This is a genomic window from Flavobacterium cerinum (genome assembly GCF_024496085.1).
Lineage (GTDB): Bacteria > Bacteroidota > Bacteroidia > Flavobacteriales > Flavobacteriaceae > Flavobacterium > Flavobacterium cerinum_A.
In genome coordinates this window covers 1,657,795-1,676,417 of record NZ_CP101751.1, presented here as the reverse complement: position 1 = coordinate 1,676,417, position 18,623 = coordinate 1,657,795, and the positions used below count along the sequence as shown (strand labels likewise).

General features: G+C 36.4%; 16 protein-coding genes. 4 read left to right on the top strand and 12 right to left on the bottom strand.

Features of this window, described 5'->3' with window-relative positions; all coding sequences use genetic code 11:
- Positions 1–124 precede the first annotated feature (124 nt).
- The 5 genes from NOX80_RS07375 to recR form a co-directional block, all read right to left on the bottom strand.
- A complete protein-coding gene (locus tag NOX80_RS07375) occupies positions 125–1,516 on the bottom strand; it encodes a UDP-glucose 6-dehydrogenase (protein WP_256552649.1) in 1,392 nt (463 codons plus the stop codon).
- A gap of 127 nt (positions 1,517–1,643) precedes the next feature.
- Positions 1,644–2,516: an ABC transporter permease gene (locus NOX80_RS07370; protein WP_256552648.1), complete on the bottom strand. Its 873-nt coding sequence runs from the start codon at positions 2,514–2,516 to the stop codon at positions 1,644–1,646.
- Between the two features lie 2 nt (positions 2,517–2,518).
- Entirely contained in the window at positions 2,519–4,972 is a 2,454-nt protein-coding gene (locus NOX80_RS07365) for an exopolysaccharide transport family protein (RefSeq protein ID WP_256552647.1), read from the bottom strand.
- Between the two features lie 3 nt (positions 4,973–4,975).
- Complete coding sequence (locus tag NOX80_RS07360) at positions 4,976–5,773, bottom strand: polysaccharide biosynthesis/export family protein (protein WP_256552646.1); 798 nt, start codon at positions 5,771–5,773, stop codon at positions 4,976–4,978.
- A gap of 123 nt (positions 5,774–5,896) precedes the next feature.
- Positions 5,897–6,517, bottom strand: coding sequence for a recombination mediator RecR (gene recR, locus NOX80_RS07355; protein WP_256552645.1), 621 nt, complete (start codon positions 6,515–6,517; stop codon positions 5,897–5,899).
- A 110-nt stretch (positions 6,518–6,627) separates the two neighbouring features.
- Between recR and NOX80_RS07350 the strand changes: the two genes are divergently transcribed.
- Positions 6,628–8,136 (top strand): sodium:solute symporter, encoded by a 1,509-nt coding sequence (locus tag NOX80_RS07350; RefSeq protein WP_256552644.1) that lies wholly within the window; start codon positions 6,628–6,630, stop codon positions 8,134–8,136.
- Here the strand turns inward: NOX80_RS07350 and NOX80_RS07345 are convergent.
- Positions 8,123–8,479: a CoA-binding protein gene (locus NOX80_RS07345; RefSeq protein WP_256552643.1), complete on the bottom strand. Its 357-nt coding sequence runs from the start codon at positions 8,477–8,479 to the stop codon at positions 8,123–8,125. The two genes, NOX80_RS07350 and NOX80_RS07345, sit on opposite strands and share 14 nt — an antisense overlap.
- Before the next feature lie 149 nt (positions 8,480–8,628).
- Between NOX80_RS07345 and NOX80_RS07340 the strand changes: the two genes are divergently transcribed.
- Positions 8,629–9,255, top strand: coding sequence for a MarC family protein (locus NOX80_RS07340; RefSeq protein WP_256552642.1), 627 nt, complete (start codon positions 8,629–8,631; stop codon positions 9,253–9,255).
- 87 nt (positions 9,256–9,342) lie between these two features.
- Here the strand turns inward: NOX80_RS07340 and NOX80_RS07335 are convergent, their stop codons facing one another.
- The 3 genes from NOX80_RS07335 to NOX80_RS07325 are packed head-to-tail and all read right to left on the bottom strand — an operon-like array spanning position 9,343 to position 14,146.
- Positions 9,343–10,602 carry a T9SS type A sorting domain-containing protein gene (locus tag NOX80_RS07335; protein ID WP_256552641.1) on the bottom strand — a complete coding sequence of 420 codons (1,260 nt, stop codon included), beginning with the start codon at positions 10,600–10,602 and terminating at the stop codon, positions 9,343–9,345.
- A gap of 20 nt (positions 10,603–10,622) precedes the next feature.
- Positions 10,623–12,026 carry an HmuY family protein gene (locus tag NOX80_RS07330; RefSeq protein ID WP_256552640.1) on the bottom strand — a complete coding sequence of 468 codons (1,404 nt, stop codon included), beginning with the start codon at positions 12,024–12,026 and terminating at the stop codon, positions 10,623–10,625.
- Between the two features lie 5 nt (positions 12,027–12,031).
- Positions 12,032–14,146 carry a TonB-dependent receptor plug domain-containing protein gene (locus NOX80_RS07325; RefSeq protein ID WP_256552639.1) on the bottom strand — a complete coding sequence of 705 codons (2,115 nt, stop codon included), beginning with the start codon at positions 14,144–14,146 and terminating at the stop codon, positions 12,032–12,034.
- 188 nt (positions 14,147–14,334) lie between these two features.
- On the opposite strand from NOX80_RS07325, the gene NOX80_RS07320 reads away from it, so the two are divergent.
- The gene (locus NOX80_RS07320; RefSeq protein ID WP_256552638.1) at positions 14,335–15,240 is read left to right on the top strand and encodes a DUF6607 family protein; all 906 of its coding nucleotides are present in this window, start codon (positions 14,335–14,337) and stop codon (positions 15,238–15,240) included.
- A 60-nt stretch (positions 15,241–15,300) separates the two neighbouring features.
- Here the strand turns inward: NOX80_RS07320 and ctlX are convergent, their stop codons facing one another.
- Together ctlX and NOX80_RS07310 are read right to left on the bottom strand one after the other, a co-directional pair.
- Positions 15,301–16,239, bottom strand: coding sequence for a citrulline utilization hydrolase CtlX (gene ctlX, locus NOX80_RS07315; protein ID WP_256552637.1), 939 nt, complete (start codon positions 16,237–16,239; stop codon positions 15,301–15,303).
- Positions 16,240–16,258: 19 nt separating this feature from the next.
- Positions 16,259–17,173 carry a dimethylarginine dimethylaminohydrolase family protein gene (locus NOX80_RS07310; protein WP_256552636.1) on the bottom strand — a complete coding sequence of 305 codons (915 nt, stop codon included), beginning with the start codon at positions 17,171–17,173 and terminating at the stop codon, positions 16,259–16,261.
- A gap of 173 nt (positions 17,174–17,346) precedes the next feature.
- Here NOX80_RS07310 and NOX80_RS07305 point away from each other — a divergent pair, with 173 nt between their 5' ends.
- The gene (locus tag NOX80_RS07305) at positions 17,347–17,712 is read left to right on the top strand and encodes a hypothetical protein (protein ID WP_256552635.1); all 366 of its coding nucleotides are present in this window, start codon (positions 17,347–17,349) and stop codon (positions 17,710–17,712) included.
- 45 nt (positions 17,713–17,757) lie between these two features.
- Here NOX80_RS07305 and NOX80_RS07300 read toward each other — a convergent pair whose 3' ends face one another.
- Positions 17,758–18,609 carry an IS3 family transposase gene (locus tag NOX80_RS07300; protein ID WP_256549712.1) on the bottom strand — a complete coding sequence of 284 codons (852 nt, stop codon included), beginning with the start codon at positions 18,607–18,609 and terminating at the stop codon, positions 17,758–17,760.
- Positions 18,610–18,623: the final 14 nt, after the last annotated feature.

The window sequence follows — 18,623 nt, the reverse complement described above, 5'->3', positions numbered from 1 at the left end:
TTATTTTTAAAAGAAAACTATTTTTCTATTTTTTTTCTGCTCTTTAAAAATGATCATTAAAAAAGGAAAAAGCCTTTCCTATATTAAAATAAGAAAGGCTTTTTTATTAGTTATACTTTTTTCACTAGGAACCGATTCCCTGGTAAACGAATCCGATTTTTTCAAGTGCTTCTTTATCTAAAAGATTTCGGCCGTCGAATATAAAGGCCGGTTTCAACATATTATCGTAAATACGTTGCCAATCGTATGTTTTAAATTCATCCCATTCTGTTAAAACAGCTATTGCATGTGCTTTATCAGCTGCTGAATACGGATTATCATCTACTTGTAATCCGGCTTTGTTTTCTGCCGGTGTACGTGTTTCAAGATAATCCAGATCGAAGAAAATCTGATCTTCCGAAACTTTCGGGTCAAACACACAGATTTCAGCTCTTTCATTCAATAAGTCGTCTGCCACATATATAGCAGCAGATTCCCGGGTATCATTTGTATCTTTTTTAAAGGCCCAACCTAAGAAAGCGATTTTTTTTCCGGCTACTGTATTGTATAGCGTTTGGATTATATTTTTAGCAAAACGTCTTTTTTGGTGATCATTCATGATGATAACCTGTTCCCAATAATCAGCTACTTCATTCAATCCGTAAGATTTAGCAATGTATACCAAATTCAGGATATCTTTCTGAAAACAAGATCCACCGAAACCAACGGATGATTTTAAAAATTTCGATCCGATGCGGCTATCCATTCCGATTGCTTTTGCTACTTCATTTACATCGGCTCCTGTTTTTTCACATAGTTCCGACATCGCATTAATCGACGAAACCCGTTGTGCCAAAAATGCATTCGCTGTTAACTTTGACAGCTCCGACGACCATACATTGGTTGTCAGGATTTGTTCCTGCGGTACCCAGTTTGCATAAATAGCGACCAACTTTTGAATTGCTTTTTGCCCTTCTTCTGTAGTATCTCCTCCGATCAGGACACGATCCGGCGCTAATAAATCAGCTACGGCAGTACCTTCAGCCAAAAACTCCGGGTTTGACAAAATCTGGAATTGAACTCCGTTACCGGTATGATCTAAAATATCTTTAATCGCGCTGGCAGTTCGTACCGGCAGCGTTGATTTTTCTACAACAATTTTATCATTTTTGGCCACTCTTGCAATTTGTCTTGCGCACAACTCGATGTACTTCAAGTCGGCTGCCATACCCTTACCTACTCCGTACGTTTTGGTTGGAGTATTTACCGAAATAAAAATCATATCGGCTTCATCGATGGCTTTATCTACTTCGGTCGAGAAAAAAAGATTTCTGCCACGACAGGACGCTACGATTTCGCTAAGTCCGGGTTCATAAATGGGGATATTTTCAACATTTTCATCATTCCAAGCTGCAATTCGACTTTCATTTAAATCGACAACTGTCACCTGAATATCCGGGCATTTTTGCGCAATAACGGCCATAGTTGGTCCACCCACATATCCTGCCCCGATACAACATATTTTTTTTATACTCATCTAAATGTTCTTGTTTTATTTTTAAATCACGATGGATTACAAACGTTTTTCTATTTGTTTACGGCAACGTTTAAACCGGGTACAAATATAATGGTTATTGTCTCTGCTTGATCCTGTAAGTAATAATTTATATGGTATCAATAAAGCTTCTTTCGGTACGATTAAAGATAATCAGTCCTAACAAAAAGATACCAATAGTAGTGACTACCGAATACAAAAGTCCCAGCATTGTAAAGGTCCCTTTGCCCAGATAAGAATATTTAAAAAACTCAAAAATACTGGTTAACGGATTTACATATACCAACCAGGAATAACCTTCCGGCAACTCCTGAATAACTTGTGAAACCGGATAAATAACCGGTGTTACATACATATATAAGGAAACACCAAAAGACACAACAAAGGTTAAATCTCTATATTTTGTTGTTAGCGATGAGATGATCATGCCGAGACCTAACGAGATGAGTGCCATTATAAGTAATAAAACCGGCGTTAACAATACTGTCCAATTGGGTTCTATCGGAAACCCTTTCCAGATATAATATCCTAATACCGCCAGAAATAATAAAAACTGGATTCCGAATTTCACAAGATTGGACACCGTCATTGCAAGCGGCATGATAATTCTGGGAAAATACACTTTTCCAAAAATATTCTGATTGGTTCTAAAAGTTTCAGAAGTTGTTTTAAAGCATTCCGAGAAGTAAAACCAAAGGGTGTTTCCGGCTAATGCGAACAAAAAGTACGGTATTCCGTCCGACTGTAATTTGGCTATTTTAAAGAAAACGATAAACTGTATAATCGAAGTAACCAACGGTTGAATTAAAAACCAAAGCGGTCCCAGAATGGTTTGTTTGTAATAGGTAACAATATCCCTTTTAACAAACATCACTAATAAATCACGATATTTCCATATTTCTCCGAAATCAAATGAAAAAAGTTTTGCTTTGGGTGTAATTTCATACAGCCATTTTTCTTTATCAGCAGCTTCAGTATTCATTATTATCTTTTAAAAATTTTTGATTTAATTTTTTCCCACAACGTCAAATCTCTTATTTCTTCTTCCATATAACTATTCGTATAGGTTCCGTAGCCGTAGCCATAACCGTAACCATAACTATATTGAGATCGGTTTTCAAAGCCGTTCAATACGATACTGATATTGTGAAGTTCCCCTCTTTTGTGTTTTTCATTTACGATGGCCAACATTCCTTTTTTGGTTACTCCCTGTCGCACTACATATAAGGTTGCATCACAATATTGCGCCAGTTCCAGTGCATCAGAAACTAATCCTACCGGTGACGTATCCAGAATGATATAATCATATAATTCTTTTAATTCTTCAATCATGGCAGTCATCGCCTGGCTAATTAGTAATTCAGACGGATTTGGCGGTATCGGACCGGAAGTAATTACATCCAGATACGGCACATGGGTGTGTTGTACAATTTCCTGTATGCTTTTTTGTCCGATAAGGTAATTAACAACACCAACATTATTTTCAATATTAAAGTCGCCGAAAATTCTCGGTTTTCTTAAATCCAGACCAACGATAACCGTTCTTTTCTCACTCAATGCAAATACTGTTGCCATGTTGATCGAGCAGAATGTTTTCCCTTCTCCTCCCACAGAAGAAGTCAGCATCAATATCTTAGTTCCGTCAACTTTTTGTTTTTTGTATAAAAACTGGAGTGAAGAACGAATAGAACGGAATGACTCTGCCAATGGAGATTTTGGCTTTTCATACACCGCCATATTGGATTCTGTATGCTTTTTACCTACAATTCCAATAATCGGAATGGCCGTAAGACGTTCTATATCTTCCGTAGCATGAATCGAATTGTCCAGTATTGTAATCGTAAATACAACCACCAACGGAATCAGAATACCCAACAACAATGCTAAGATGTAATTAACACTGGTTTTAGGCCCCAATAATCCCCCGCCGATATCTTTTGCTGTATCAATAAATTCGATATCGGAAACATTCGACGCTTTTACGATATCAGCTTCACTTCTCTTTTGTAGAAATGTATTATATATATTATCATTAAGATCATATTTCCGGGTAATCTTCATCAATTCCTGCTGTTCTTCAGGCAATTGTCTGATCGTACTTTCTGCCTGACCGATTCTTTTATTGATCAACCCTAAATCCATCATGATGGCACTTTTTGCCGAACTGATATTTTCCAACAAAACTCTTTTTGTTGCGTTCATCTGGTTGTCGAACTCATTAAAAAGCTTTTGACTTTTCACCGAATACGCCATTTCCGATCGCTCCCGTGAGAATTGGATCAGCTTTGCTACATTCATTACAATATTCGGATCTTCAATTCCGGCAACTGTAGGCGCCGGTAACTTCGAATAATCAGTGCTTTTTTGCAGGTAACTACTTAATGAATTATAATAGTTGATTTTTCGTGTGATAGCATCTTTTTCGATATCAAACTCCGTTAATTGCTCTGTGATTTTTTCTCCTCCGCCCTGTAATTGAAAAACATTTTTATCCTTTCTGAAATCTTTTAATTCTTTTTCAGAATCCTTCAATTGTCCCTCCATTGCAATCAGCGTACTGTCGATAAAAGCTATGGTATTTTTTGCAAACTGGTTTTTACTGTTCAGTTGATTTTTCTTTAGTACTTCAACCGTCATATTCAGATAGTCAACCAAACGTTTTTTATTCGTTCCCTGCAATGACAAACGCACAATTGAAGCCGCTTTGGTATCAATATCAACATTAATTCCTTTATAATTGGCTACAGTACCGTCAAAGCTATTAAAACGGATATAATATTCATTCCCGGTATACATTCCCGGATTATTATTAATCAGTAATTTAAAATTAAGGAAAGGCAAATGCACCGTTTCACCAACGGTATATTTTTTCTCAAAAGTTCCTGATGCCACATTTACTTTTTCAGTAATACCCTGTGCATAATTAAACGTTTCTACGGAAGCGTTTTCGTCAAACGGAACGGATAGCAGGTATTCTTTTTCGTTCAGAAATTTGATCTGAACCGGTATTCCGGCTAACTGGTTTTTATTCTTATCAATTTGAATATAGAATGGTGTTTCTCCGTATATATCCTGAAAATTATATTCTCCTTTTCGGAGATAATCCATATAAAATTCCAGTTTATCGACTACATATTCATTATGGGTACGTGATTTCAGTGTATTGATAACAGTCTGCACTTTATCGGAAGTTCCGCCCCAATTAAACACCAAACTGGTATTCGATGTGAAAAACGGATTATTTTCATCCTTTACCACTATAGATGCATCCATTCCGTAAATTTTTTCTTTACGGATATTCACCTGATACGCTATGAAAAACGTAACAATAAGACAGGCTAAAAACCATTTCCAATAACTGATAATTTTTAAAAGAAATCCTTTAAAATCAAAATTATTCTGATTTTCAAATAAGGAAAAGTCTTTAGCATTGAGCATATACTATAGGTTTTTAAAGAGTAATAACGCTGTTGTTACAAGGGACATCGCCGAAATTACCGTTGCAACAGTCTGCATTCCGGTTGTTCCGGTTCCCCATGATTTTTGTTTAAGTGGTTTAACGTAAATATAATCATTCGGCTGAATATAATAATACGGTGATTTCATGGCTTTGGCATCGGTCAGGTTGATCGTATGCATTTCGGTACCGTGCGGATACTGGCGAATAACCACGACTTCTTTTCGATTTCCGGTTATCGTAATATCTCCGGAATTGGCAATTGCCTGCATAATCGTAACTCTATCCTGATACAGTGTTTTTGTTCCCGGAGTATTGATTTCACCGTTAATTGTATAACGGAAACCAGCCAACCGGACATCTACAAAAATATTCGCTTCTTTTCTGAAATATTCCTGAAGTAATTGTTTTTCGATACTGACTCTCACTTCATCAAGTGTATAGCCAAGTACATTAACTTCTCCCAAAACCGGAATCCTTATGTTTCCGTGATCATTTACTGAGAACCCGTTAAAATACAAACTCTGATCCGTTTCGCTAACCGGAGTACTACCCGATGCAGCCATGGGATTAAACATATCGACCAGTTTTTGGTCCAATGCTTTGATTTTAATACTTAAAACATCATTTGTCTGGATACGATAAGGTTTAGCCAAAACTGGACTAACTGCAACGGCCAGTGTGTCTTTGCTATAATTTTGCAAATACAACAAATCTTTATTAGGGACACATGAAACGGAAAGGATTCCGATCAATAATACCATTAAAAATGCTTTTCCCATTCTTATGCTTTTTTGAACCACAAATAAACAAATATAGTTTATGAAATGCTACTTTTACTTTATCAAATACTACTTTGAAAACAACAAATAGCAACCACAAAGAAACGTTAATTTTTTAAAGTTTTAGGAATTTTTAATAGCATTTTCAAAAGGAATTCGATGCAAAATACTACGTCCAAGTGTGATTTCATCAGCATATTCCAGTTCATCACCAATTGCAATCCCTCTTGCAATGGCCGAGATAATGACCGAATTGTCCTTGATTTGTTTGTAAATATAAAAATTGGTTGTATCCCCTTCCATAGTCGAACTCAAAGCAAAAATAATCTCTTTTACTTGTCCGGATTTTACTTTTTCGACCAATGAAGTAATATTTAACTGTCCCGGACCTACACCGTCAATCGGTGAAATTTTCCCTCCTAAAACATGATAAAGTCCTTTGTAAAGCCCTGTATTCTCCAATGCCATAACATCCCGAATATCTTCTACTACACAAACTACAGCTTGTTCTCTGCTCGTATTGGAACAGATATCACAAATTTCTTCATCCGAAATATTATGACATCGGGAACAAAAACGAATATCTTCCCGTAGCTGCAATAAAGCCGTTGCTAATAACTGAGTTTGCTCCTTAGGCTGCTTTAATAAATGTAGCACTAAACGCAATGCCGTTCGTTTTCCGATACCCGGTAACTGCGCCATTTCGTTAACTGCTTTTTCTAATAATTTTGAAGAGAATTCCATGAACACAAAATTACTCTTTTTAATTGGATTTCATTAGCTGACAGTTGCTTGAAAAAGTAGTTTCCGCTATAACATTTTTTTGTATTTTGGCTCCTGCTAAATTTTCATAAATGACACCATTTACCATACTATCTATTATTGTTGTATACTTTGGTTTACTGATTTTAATATCGAATCTGGTTAGTAAAAAAGATCACAGTAACGATGCTTTTTTTAAAGCGAATAAAAACTCGAAATGGTATTTGGTTGCTTTTGGAATGATTGGTACGGCACTTTCCGGTGTTACCTTTATCTCTGTGCCGGGTGAAGTTGGCTCTCCTAATGGCGAACAGTTTAAGTATTTTCAGTTTGTTCTCGGTAATGCCATCGGTTTTATTATCGTTGCTAAAGTACTGCTCCCGCTCTATTACCGTATGAATCTGACGTCCATTTATGAATATATGGAAAAACGGCTGGGTTATTATAGCTACAAATCGGCAGCTTCTATTTTCCTGTTAAGTCGTACAATCGGATCCGCTTTTCGTCTTTATTTGGTTGTTATTGTCTTACAACGTTATGTTTTTGACTACTATGGTGTCCCGTTTTCTTTTACTGTCTTAATTTCTCTGGCTTTGATTTTTGCCTACACCTATAAAGGAGGACTTAAAACAATTATTATCACCGATACTCTTCAGACCTTATTTTTAGTTTCATCCGTTTTCTTTACCATTTATTTTATCTGTGATAGCCTTGACTATAACGCTGTACAAGCATTTGAAGCGATTAAAGAAAGTAATTATTCCAAGATTTTTTTCTTTGATGATTTTATCGGAAGTCGCTATCATTTTGTAAAACAAATATTGGGCGGAATTTTTGTGACCATAGCCATGGTTGGACTGGATCAGGATTTAATGCAGAAAAACCTGAGTTGTAAAAATATCGGAGAAGCGCAAAAGAATATGTTTTCCTTCACTGCTATTTTTGTTATTATCAACCTCTTCTTTTTAAGTGTCGGAGCGCTACTATATCTCTATGCTTCCAAAAACGGTATTGATGTTCCTTTAGATGCTGTAACCGGAAAACCAAGAACTGATTTACTGTTCCCGGAAATTGCTTTTAATCATTTAACAATAATTCCTTCTATCGTATTTCTTTTAGGATTGACGGCTGCCACTTTTGCCACAACCGATTCGGCACTGACCGCTTTAACGACTTCATTTTGTGTCGACTTTTTAGGAATGGACAAAGCAGAAAATGCGAATAAACCTAATATTGTAAGAACCCGTCATTTGGTTCATATTTCGTTTTCGTTATTAATGTTTCTGGTGATCATCATCTTTAATGAGATTAACGATGCTTCTGTGGTTAGTATGATTTTTAAAATCGCATCCTACACCTACGGTCCCTTATTAGGCCTTTATGCATTCGGCTTGTTTGTGAAGAGCCGAAGCGTACACGACAAACTGGTTCCTTTTATTTGTATTCTGGCTCCGGGACTTACTTTTTATTTAAGTCAGCATTCCAAACTGTTTTTCGGAGATTATGTATTCGACAACGAACTAATCATCATAAATGGATTAATAACCTTCTTATTGCTATTGTGTATCAGCAAAAAAGGCAATACGGTTAAAACTGATTAGTCGTTAATAAAACCAACGTACAAGCTTCTTCGTATCCTATTCCGTTTGCGGTCAATAATCGGTAAAATTCCGGATTTTCCGTGCCCGGATTAAAGATCACTCTTTCCGGTTTCAGACTAATGATATAGTCATAGTATTCCTGTTGGCGTACCGGATTCAGGTATAGTGTAACGGTATGAATCGCTTCGAACGGTATTTTTTCCGTTCCGACTGACACACCCTCAATCACTTCCTTTTTAAGACCGATTGCCTCAACCTCATGTCCATGTCTTAAAAGACTTTTAAGTACCATATTCGCATAACGTTCCGGGTTTGATGATGCACCTATAAGTAATGTTTTCATAAAAAAAGATATTTGCTCTATAAAATTACATATTTATCCTTTCTTTTCTTACATTTCAATTCCATTATAACATTGTTTTATCATAACTTTGAAATAACACTTCCCTAAAGTCAAAAGGAATATTAACGTTTTATTTTGCAAAAAAAACTATGGAATTATTCATTTACATTTTCGCCGCTCTTTTTTCGGTATTAAACCCTTTGGGCGTTATTCCTATTTTCGTAGGCTTAACCCATCATGAAAGTAGCGCTGAACGATCGAGGATATCGTTATGGACCGCTTTAAACGTATTTATTATTTTAATCATTTCGTTTTTTATCGGTGAATATGTATTGAAGTTTTTTGGTATCAGCATTGATGCTTTGCGTATTGCCGGTGGTTTGGTTATCGTAAATTCCGGTTTTGCCTTATTATCGGGAAAATTCAACAAGACCCGCGGTGTCAACAAAAAAGTAGCCAGTGATGCTCAGAAAAGAAGTGATATTGCTTTAACTCCCTTAGCCATTCCGATGTTAGCCGGTCCGGGTTCCATTTCATTATTAATCGCCTTTTATCAGGATTTTACAGAAGTTTCCGAAAAAGCCATTGTATGCTCGGCTATTCTGGCAGTTGCACTCACCATTTTTATTATTTTAAAAAGCGCGCATTATCTTTCCCGTATTCTCGGAGCATCCGGAATTGTTGCAATTTCGAGAATCATCGGTTTTATTGTAATTGCAATCGGAATACAATACATCAGCAGTGCGGTGGTAAACATTTTAAAAACCGTAGCCTAATACTATAAAAAGAGAAAGAGATCTCAGGTGAGATCTCTTTCCAAAAACAAAAACAAACATTTAAACTAACTACTCAATTAGGAAATCTTACTTTAAGATTACTTTTTTAGTAATCGTTTGATTTCCCGACTCAAGATTCAACATATAGATGCCGCTTCCTAAAGCAGAAAGGTCCAATTCTCTGCTATAGAAACCTTGTGTATTATCGATAGCCGTTTCGAAAACTTTCGCTCCGGTCATCGAGTAGATACGCACTTTGCTATTAGCATCCATATTATCTTTTACATCATAGATCAGATTAATTTTTTTATCTAAAGACGGATTCGGATAAATTCCAAATGCGATTTTATCTTCAAATGATTCAGTACCTAAAGCACTGGTTACATCCTGGTAGTTAAATTTGATCACTCCTGTTGAACTTCCTTCGAAAGTTGTGAATACTACTCTGTATACTGTTCCGTTTAACAATTTCACATAGTAAGCTTTCGATCCGTCGATTGTATAAGCCGTACCTGTAAACGCTTTCCAGTCGTACCCGATTGTATTGATTGCCGCAGCAAAATTCAGGTTAGATGTATTCATAACACCTCCCGGTTCTACGTTTTTAGCCACTTTTACATCAGGGTGATGTAATGCACCTGTAACCTGATATTTAGTTGTAGAACCACCCATTGGGTAATCAGTAGTAAATTTAGTAAAGATCAAATCCCAGTCAGTAGAAGCCGGTTCAGCAATTACAGCAGCATCCGTTTCTAAAGAGAAATAATTGAAGATATTGTTCGGGTTAGCTGAGTTCGCCACCACTTTTGTCTGATCTGCACTCCAAGTACTTGTTCCTGCATTCCATGTAGAATAGGTGAATGTATATCCGGAGAAGAAATCATCAATTTTGAATTTTCTGTATGTACCGTTCGGATACTTCAATACAAAAATGATCGCAGCTGTTACGTGGTGGTTAGCCGGGTTATATTCGCCCCATCCATAAGTAGCCGTACCGAAATCGAAAGCTCCTTTAGTCCATTCGATATCACTGTTGTACAATCTTGTCCAGTTTGCTACCTGACTTACATCGATAGAAGCCCAGTTACTGATTGTATTTGATGCCTGGTAAACTTCAACACCTTTAGCATCATTAACACGTGTAGCAAAAGAGAAAGCACTTTTTCTGTAGAATGCAAGATCCCAAGAACTGTGCGGATACGCATTAGTTGTACCTGAAGTACCAAACTTAAAATATACCTGGTTACCATAACTCGGTCCCATTGTTACAATCCCTTCCTGAACTGTCTGGGCACTCATGAATGAGCCGACCAGCATTGCAGCTAAAAGTAGTAATCTTTTTTTCATAGTAATAGATTTAATTATATTTATTGTATCAGTTTATATTCAAATTTCGGATATCCTCTTACACCACCTTGATTTAAAAATTCCAGCATTCGGATTTTATAATAGTTTCCTTCCGCATCTTTAATCACATAGAAACGATCGGTATAAGCACTACCGGTAAATACATCTCTCCATTCTGCTCCAATCACACGTTGATCATCTATAAAATTGCTTTCCACTACATTCTGCATTGAAAAGTTATTATAAGTCACTGCCGAAGTTACTGCAACCCTGTATCCTCTAACACCCGCTTTCAAATTGTTTAATACGAAGTCAGAATATCCATAAGAACCGGAACCTGCAATTTCATTGGTAAATACAGTGAAACATAAATCCCATAACCCTTTTTGAGGCTCAACGTTTACAACATTTTGTGTTGCCAGACTAAAGAAAGTAAAGTTATAATCCGGCTTTTTAGCAATCGTCACTTGTTGGTGTGTCGTACTATTCAGATTAGCATATTGCAATACATAGTTATCTCCGTCACGTAAGATTCTGATTTTTCTCCATCCTCTTGCATCTCCTGCGATTGCTACACTTCCTTGTGGCGGTGTTGTTGTTCCGATCGAGTACCCCATATTAACCAGATATACATTATTTTCAGCATCGTTTGCCGAAATTTCTGCAATCGCTGTTTGGTTAATCATACCATTTGGCGCATCTACATAATTTGTATTGGTCGGATCAAAAGTACCAACAGCAACCTGAGGGAAGAAAGCACTTACACTCGCTTCGGTTACAGCATCAATATTAGTTGCATCTAATTTTTTAACCGCCATATATAGCGAACCGTTGATTGTTACACGGAATTGGTTACCGGAATAAAATCCAAGATCCCAAATATCTCTTCGTGAACTGGTCATCGTCTCTTTACTTAAATCAACAAAAATCTGGTTTCCTTGATTTGGTCCGCCGATTTCCGGTAATAAGGTAGCACCCAATGAACGTTGAAACGACACTAACGAGCTTGTATATCCCTGAATTGAAGCTTCACCTGTATAATTAATCGCTACTACTTCCATTAAAATAGACTTTTCATCGTTATCAAAAGGGTAGATTAGATTTTTAAATGTGAAAAACAATTCGCTTTGTCCTTTTGTAAAAGGAAGTTCAAGAATATTGTTTTGCGCTTCCGGCAATGTGCTAAAGTCAACTCCGTAACTCGCCTGAGTTCCGGTTAATTTAACCGTTACTTTTCCGTCGTTCTTAGCCGGTTCTGAGAAAACCAGTTTCATTTCTCTTTGATCCGGAATCGAAGAAAAATCAATTGATTGTCTTTCGAAAGCGATTACAAAAGGATTTTGTTCAACAGTATAATCTTTTTCACATGATGCTGTTACGAACAGGACAAGGAATAATGCTATTTGTAGTATTTTAGATTTCATGTTGATTACATATTTAACTTATACAATAGTTTTAAAAAGTAGGATCTTCCGTATCCCATCAGGATATTGGTTCCGGCACTTGAATGCGCTCCTGCTTCTGTAGCAGTAGTATTGATCGTGGTGATATCCAAAAGGTTTCTCGCTCCGATAGTTGCTTCCAGTTTTTTATCCAAAAATGTTTTTTTGATGGTTGCATCTAACCAGGTAAACGGATTTTGTTTTCCTCTTTCCAACACACCGCCTCTTTCAACAAACTGATATTGCGGACCGTTATATTTTACATAGGCTGAGAAAACAGTCCCCCATTTCGGAAGCGTATAAGAGGTATTAGCGTTGATCTGGAATCCGTATAAGAAATCATCATTTGACAATACACTACTATCCAACACTTTTGAAATTCCGGCAAAAGTAACACCGAAGTTACCCGTGAAATTTTTGTATTGTGCAGTATTCGTTAAAGACAGACCCCAAGTTTTATACACATCAATATTATTGTATTGGTATACTAAAGGTGACTGTTGAATAATGATCATTTCAATTCTGTCTTTTACATCCATAAACCAACCGGATAGTTTGTTTTGCATTGTAAAAGCTTCATTAAATTTTGTATCCTTTTTCAAGTGCAGGAAAATTGATTTTCCCTGTTCCGGGTTTAGATCCGGGTTTCCTTGAATATTGTGATTTACATCGACCATATAGGTATACAATTCGTCGAAATTAGGAAGTCTCGGAGCCGTTCCGACGATAGCGCGTAATTCGTAACCGTTGTCAAATGCATACTTAGCACTTAAAGACAATGCTGCCTGTGTATCGAATTTCGAAGACATCAACATACGTACACCCGGTCTGATTGAGAATTTTTTATTGAAGTTAATTTCTGAAGAGGCATAAACATCATACGAGTTAAGTTCACGTTCGATGTTTTCACCGTTGAATAATCCCGCCAAACTGGTAATATAACCATTCACACTACTTACCTCATATCCGGCCTGTAGATTAAATGTTTCGTTTTTAAGGAAGTTGGAGAAAAATCCTTTAGAATAGTACACTTTTCGGGATTCGTATTCCAGATTTTCTGTACCGAAGTGCTCTTGCTGACGGATTCTGTAATTGTATTTTTCCAGATCACGGGTTTGTTCCTGATACGAGAACGACACATCATAATTCAATCCGTTTTCGCTTAGCTTTCCGGAAGCATTTAAGTGATGATAGTAACGTGTTGAAGAGTAAATTTCATCTTTCGCTATCGGGTTATCCGTTGCTGTAACCGGATCAAAATTTTGTTGTACGTCGGCACTATAACGATCGGTTGTTTCTTTAAAGAATTCAAACTTATAGAACAAACGATAATTTTTGGTTGTATAAGCCAATAAAGATTTTGCATTTAACTGCTCTTTCGGCAACCATTCGTACCCTCTTAAACCATCGTTAAAAACATAGTTTTCTCCCATACGATCGTTCCAGAAACCTTTAAAATCATTTCGCGTAAACATCGCATTGGCATAAAATTTATCGGTAAAGTTGTGTCCGATTTTTATCGACTGGATATGTCTGCCTTTATCTTTAAAATTATATTCCTTTCCAACGGTTTCTTCTTGAATATAAGGAGTTACTTCCCATTTGTGTTGCGATGATTTTTTGGTGATTATATTAATAATACCCGAAACGGCATTAGCTCCGTAATCAACTCCCATAGAACCTTCGACGATTTCGATCTGCTGAATATCATCCAGATTGATTTGAGTCAAGTCAGTATTATTCCCTAAACCTTCATCGTTTACTACCGGAATATTATCTACCAATATTTTAAAATATTGCGCATCCAGACCAAACAACTGTACACCTGATTTTCCGGTTGAAGCATTTGGTATAATATTAATATTTAAGGTTTGATTTAATATATCTGCCAGGTTGTTACCGGCTTGTCTGTCGATATCGGCTCTGGTGATTACTTTCACCTCAAAAACCGATTTTTTCACCGATTGCGGATTATATTGTCCGGTTACTACGACTTCATCTAACTTGTTTACCTTAGTAGCAAGACTATCTGTTTCTTGTGAAAAGCCGGAAAAAGTTCCCAACACAAACAAACCGCTACATATTTTTAGTTTTAAACCCATTAGTATTTTTTTATGCGTTTTTTTTCTTTAAGAACTGATGATCATCCAAATAAACATCTCAAACAAGCTTTTTGATTTTAATTTAGACTTATTCTTAATAATTTTCCGCAAATGTAAGTGATAATTTTTATTCGTTCTAAATAAATTTAATATTTTTGCACAGGAAATTTTTTAATTAATACATCATAATGAAAAATCTAAAACAAAAAGTAACTGTTGCTTTATTGTTCGCAGCCTTTTTAGGACATGCTCAGGGCAATAAGAAAAAACAAGACATCGACGCGATCAAATCAATGTGCGGATGTTATGAAGTAGAGTTTAATTTCGCGGAAACTTTCAAAACAACAAAAGACGAAAATTACAAACCATCTCCTACGAAATACGACAAAGGATTAGAGTGGGTTGAGTTAGTAGAAGACAAGCCAAACAAAATCGTAATGCAGCATTTACTAATTGTAGGAGACACTATGATTGTAAAACACTGGAGACAAGATTGGGAATTCGAAAACACAAGATTATACGATTTCTTCAAAGATACTACGTGGAAATACAAAACACTTTCTAAAGCTGATGTGAAAGGTCAGTGGACACAACGTGTATTCCAAGTAGATGATAGTCCGCGTTACGAAGGAACTGCTACCTGGGTTCACGTAGACGGAACTTCATACTGGAGAAACTATACTGATGCTCCGCTTCCAAGAAGAGAGCACACTATCCGTAACGATTACAATGTTTTAAACAGAAGAAACGAACATGAAATCACTAAATTCGGATGGATTCACAATCAGGACAACAAAAAGATCCAACGTGACAACAGCGGTAAAGACGTAGTATTAGCACAAGAAAAAGGAATTGACATCTACACTAAAGTAGCCGATTCTAAATGTGCTACAGCTCACAAATACTGGAAAGAAAACAAAGCAATGTGGAAAAACGTTCGTGATAAATGGCAAACTATTTTCGACAGAAATAAAGATTTAAACTTAGAAGAAAAAGTAAACCGTAAATCTTTATTCGGTTATTTATTCGACTTAAAAGGAGATACTCCGAAAGCTGAAACAGACAAAATCATCGACAGCTTCGTGAAAAACTAATACACCAAGAACAGAAAAACCCGCTTAAAGCGGGTTTTTTTTATATGCCATAGCAAAATATTACTCGGCTTCCGGCAAGAAAACTTCTGCCATCATACAACGGGCACTTCCTCCACCACAAGCTTCAATTGTATCCAGACTGGAACTCAATATTTCACAGTGTTTTTCAATTTTAGCAATTTGATCTTTAGTCAGACTCTGATGTGCCGATGCACTCATAATCAAATAGCGCTTATCATCTGCTCCGCGAACCTGCAACATGTTTCCTGCAAAGTTATTCACCTGGTCTTCTGTGATCAGGATAATTTCTTTTCCATCCGATTTCAGACAATCCAAAACCATTTTACGTTCTTTGCTATCATCGATACAATCTGCACAAATCACCGCAAATGTTTCACCTAGACACATCATCACATTCGTATGATAGATATGCTTACGCTCTCCATTTACCGTTTGAAAAGCTTCAAAGATAACCGGATTCAATTCGAAATCTTCACAAAATTCAATCATCAGTTCCTCATCTGCACGCGGTGACAAGGCGCAATACGCTTTACCGTTTTCACGATCCAGTAATAAACTTCCGGTTCCCTCTAAAAAGATATTATCTTCTTCAGCCGAAGTATAATCCACAATATTTTCAATCTGAAACCCTTTTTCCTCCAAAAGATCCAAAATGTCTTCACGACGCTCTAAACGACGATTTTCAGCAAACATCGGATATAATGCAACATCACCGTTTTCATGGAATGAAATCCAGTTATTCGGAAAAATACTATCCGGTGTATCCGGATTAACAGTGTCCTCCACTACAATCACATTAACACCTACATTCTTCAGTTTCTCAACAAAAGCATCAAACTCTTCCTGTGCTTTTGCATTTACCGTAGCCGGCAACAGGTTATCCAATACTTTTTGGTAGTAATTATTTACAGCCGTTTGCTCGTTCATACGAAAGGCAACCGGGCGAATCATTAAAATGGTATTTGTTGTTTGTCTCATATCATTATTCCATAAATTGTTAATCTCTGATCAAAGGTAAGGTTGAACATCTTAAAAGTCCTTCTTGTTTCGCAATTTCAGCATAAGGAATTTCCTCAACCGTTATTCCTTTGCTTCTTAACCAGTTGTTCAAACGTGTAAAATTACGTTCCGAAACGACCACATCCGGTGCGATTGAAAAAACATTCGAATTCATATGATACATTTCCTCTCTTTCAATATGAAACAGATTATCCATCCCGAAAAGGTTCACCAGATACATATAATCCGCTTCTTCGCGAAAACCGCTTTTATAGATGATTCCTTTATCGGTTCCAACCGGCTGAAAACAACAATCCAGGTGCAAAGCATTATCTCTCGGTTCAATTTTAGACTTTACCAGATCAAATTCTTTTACAATTTTATGAGGGAAAAGTTTTTTAATATAGTCAACCCCTTCCATATTGGTTCGAGCGGTAATATATTCTTTATAATCACTTCCTTTATATGTTCCGATAAAAACATGATCATTCCAAACCATCACGTCTCCCCCTTCAATATGCACTTCCTGTGGCGGTCGAACCACTTTAGCCGGGTTCATTTGATCAATTATATACTGAATCGCTTCCAATTCGCGTTCCCGATCCGGTAAGATATTCGCTTTTACAAACGTGTCATCGATAACAAAACCGATATCACGAGAAAAGATCTGATTATAATTGTTAATTATTTCCGGGCGGTATACTTTAACATCGTATTTTTCAAAAACGGCATTAAAAGCATCCATTTCCTTGATCATGTCCGGTTCTACGGGATAGGTTCCCGCTTTAATATGTTCCAACGATTTGGGATCATAGGCCTCATCAAGAGTTGGCGTAGGCCCGTTACTTACTGCAGTTCCTAAAACAACGGCTCTAAGCCGCGACGTTTCATTTTTTACATTTAGACTCAACATAGCTTTTGGCTTTTGGCAAATATAAACAAAGGGCTTTGATAATAAAAAAACTCCCGATCAAATATACTCTCAATGATCAATTATTATTTCAAAATATAACAACCTAAAAATAAAGTTCTTACAAGTTAACATATGGCATTTTTTTAATACATTTACTTAAAAAAATATAAAATATGGGATTATCAAGCTTTTTTAATTCACTTTTCGGAAAAGCTAAACAGACTACCGAAAACGTTGGAGATGCTTTGAACAGCACTTCAGAAGCCGCCTCTGAAAAAATTGAATCTTTTTCGAAAGAGGTAGCCGAGACTGTTACTGAAATTGGAGATACCGTTTCCGGAAAGCTCGATGAAATGGGCGTATCCGAATCCGTTTCCGATTTTCTCGATAAGGCAAAAGAAAAAATAACGGATGCCGGAGAATGGCTGGAAGAAAAGGCTTCCGATGCTAAAGAATCGATTTCCGATCTGGTTGACAAAGCCGAAAATAAAGCTGATGATCTTTCCGGAGAAAATGAAACCGGGAAGACTCCTGACTAGTCCTAAAATAACGATACAGGATTAATACTAGTAAAAATAGCTTTTTTAGACAGAAGTAGCTTCCGAGTTACTTCTGTTTTTTGTTTTATAAGTTTTTATTTTAATACTTCTTTGTAAATGCATTTGATTAGGTGTTAGCATATAGTTTGACCAATGTGGTCTAATCTGGTTATATTTTTTAATAATCTCATCTATGAGTTTCTTCATTAAATATAGTTCAAGATGATAGGTATCAATTCTAAACTCTTGTTTTAATATTCCGTTTATTCTTTCAGCCACTGCGTTTTCATACGGATCTGAGTTTTGTGTCATACTGCATTTTAGACTGTATTTCTTTAATAAATACTGATACTCATCCGAACAATATTGTATTCCCCTGTCTGAATGATGTATCAATGATTCAGACTTAAATATCCTATTCTTACGAGCCATTTTTAAGGCTCTGATACAGCCTTGTGTACTGAGAGAATCAGATACATCATATCCCATTATCTTTTTTGAATAGGCATCAGTTATTAAACTCAGATAACAAGGCTTTTCTCGTTTTCCAATATAGGTGATATCTGATACCCACACTTGTTCCGGGCTTGTAATATCCAGCTCTTTTATCAAGTTAGGATGTTTTCTAAAACGATGGTGTGACCATGTGGTAAGATGATAACTCCTTTTGGGGTGTATCAATAAATGATTAGCTTTTAAAATAGAAAAAAACTTATCTCGGCCTACTTTTAATGCTTTAAGTTCAGTTATAAGAATATGATACAGTTTACGTGTTCCTAACCGAGGTTGAGCTATACGTTGCTCTTTTACAAGTGTTACAACCTGTTCTGCCAAGGTTCTTCTGAATTTAGCGCGCTTAATACTTCGATAATAAACCTGCCTGTTTATCCCGAACAAACCACAGGTAAAAC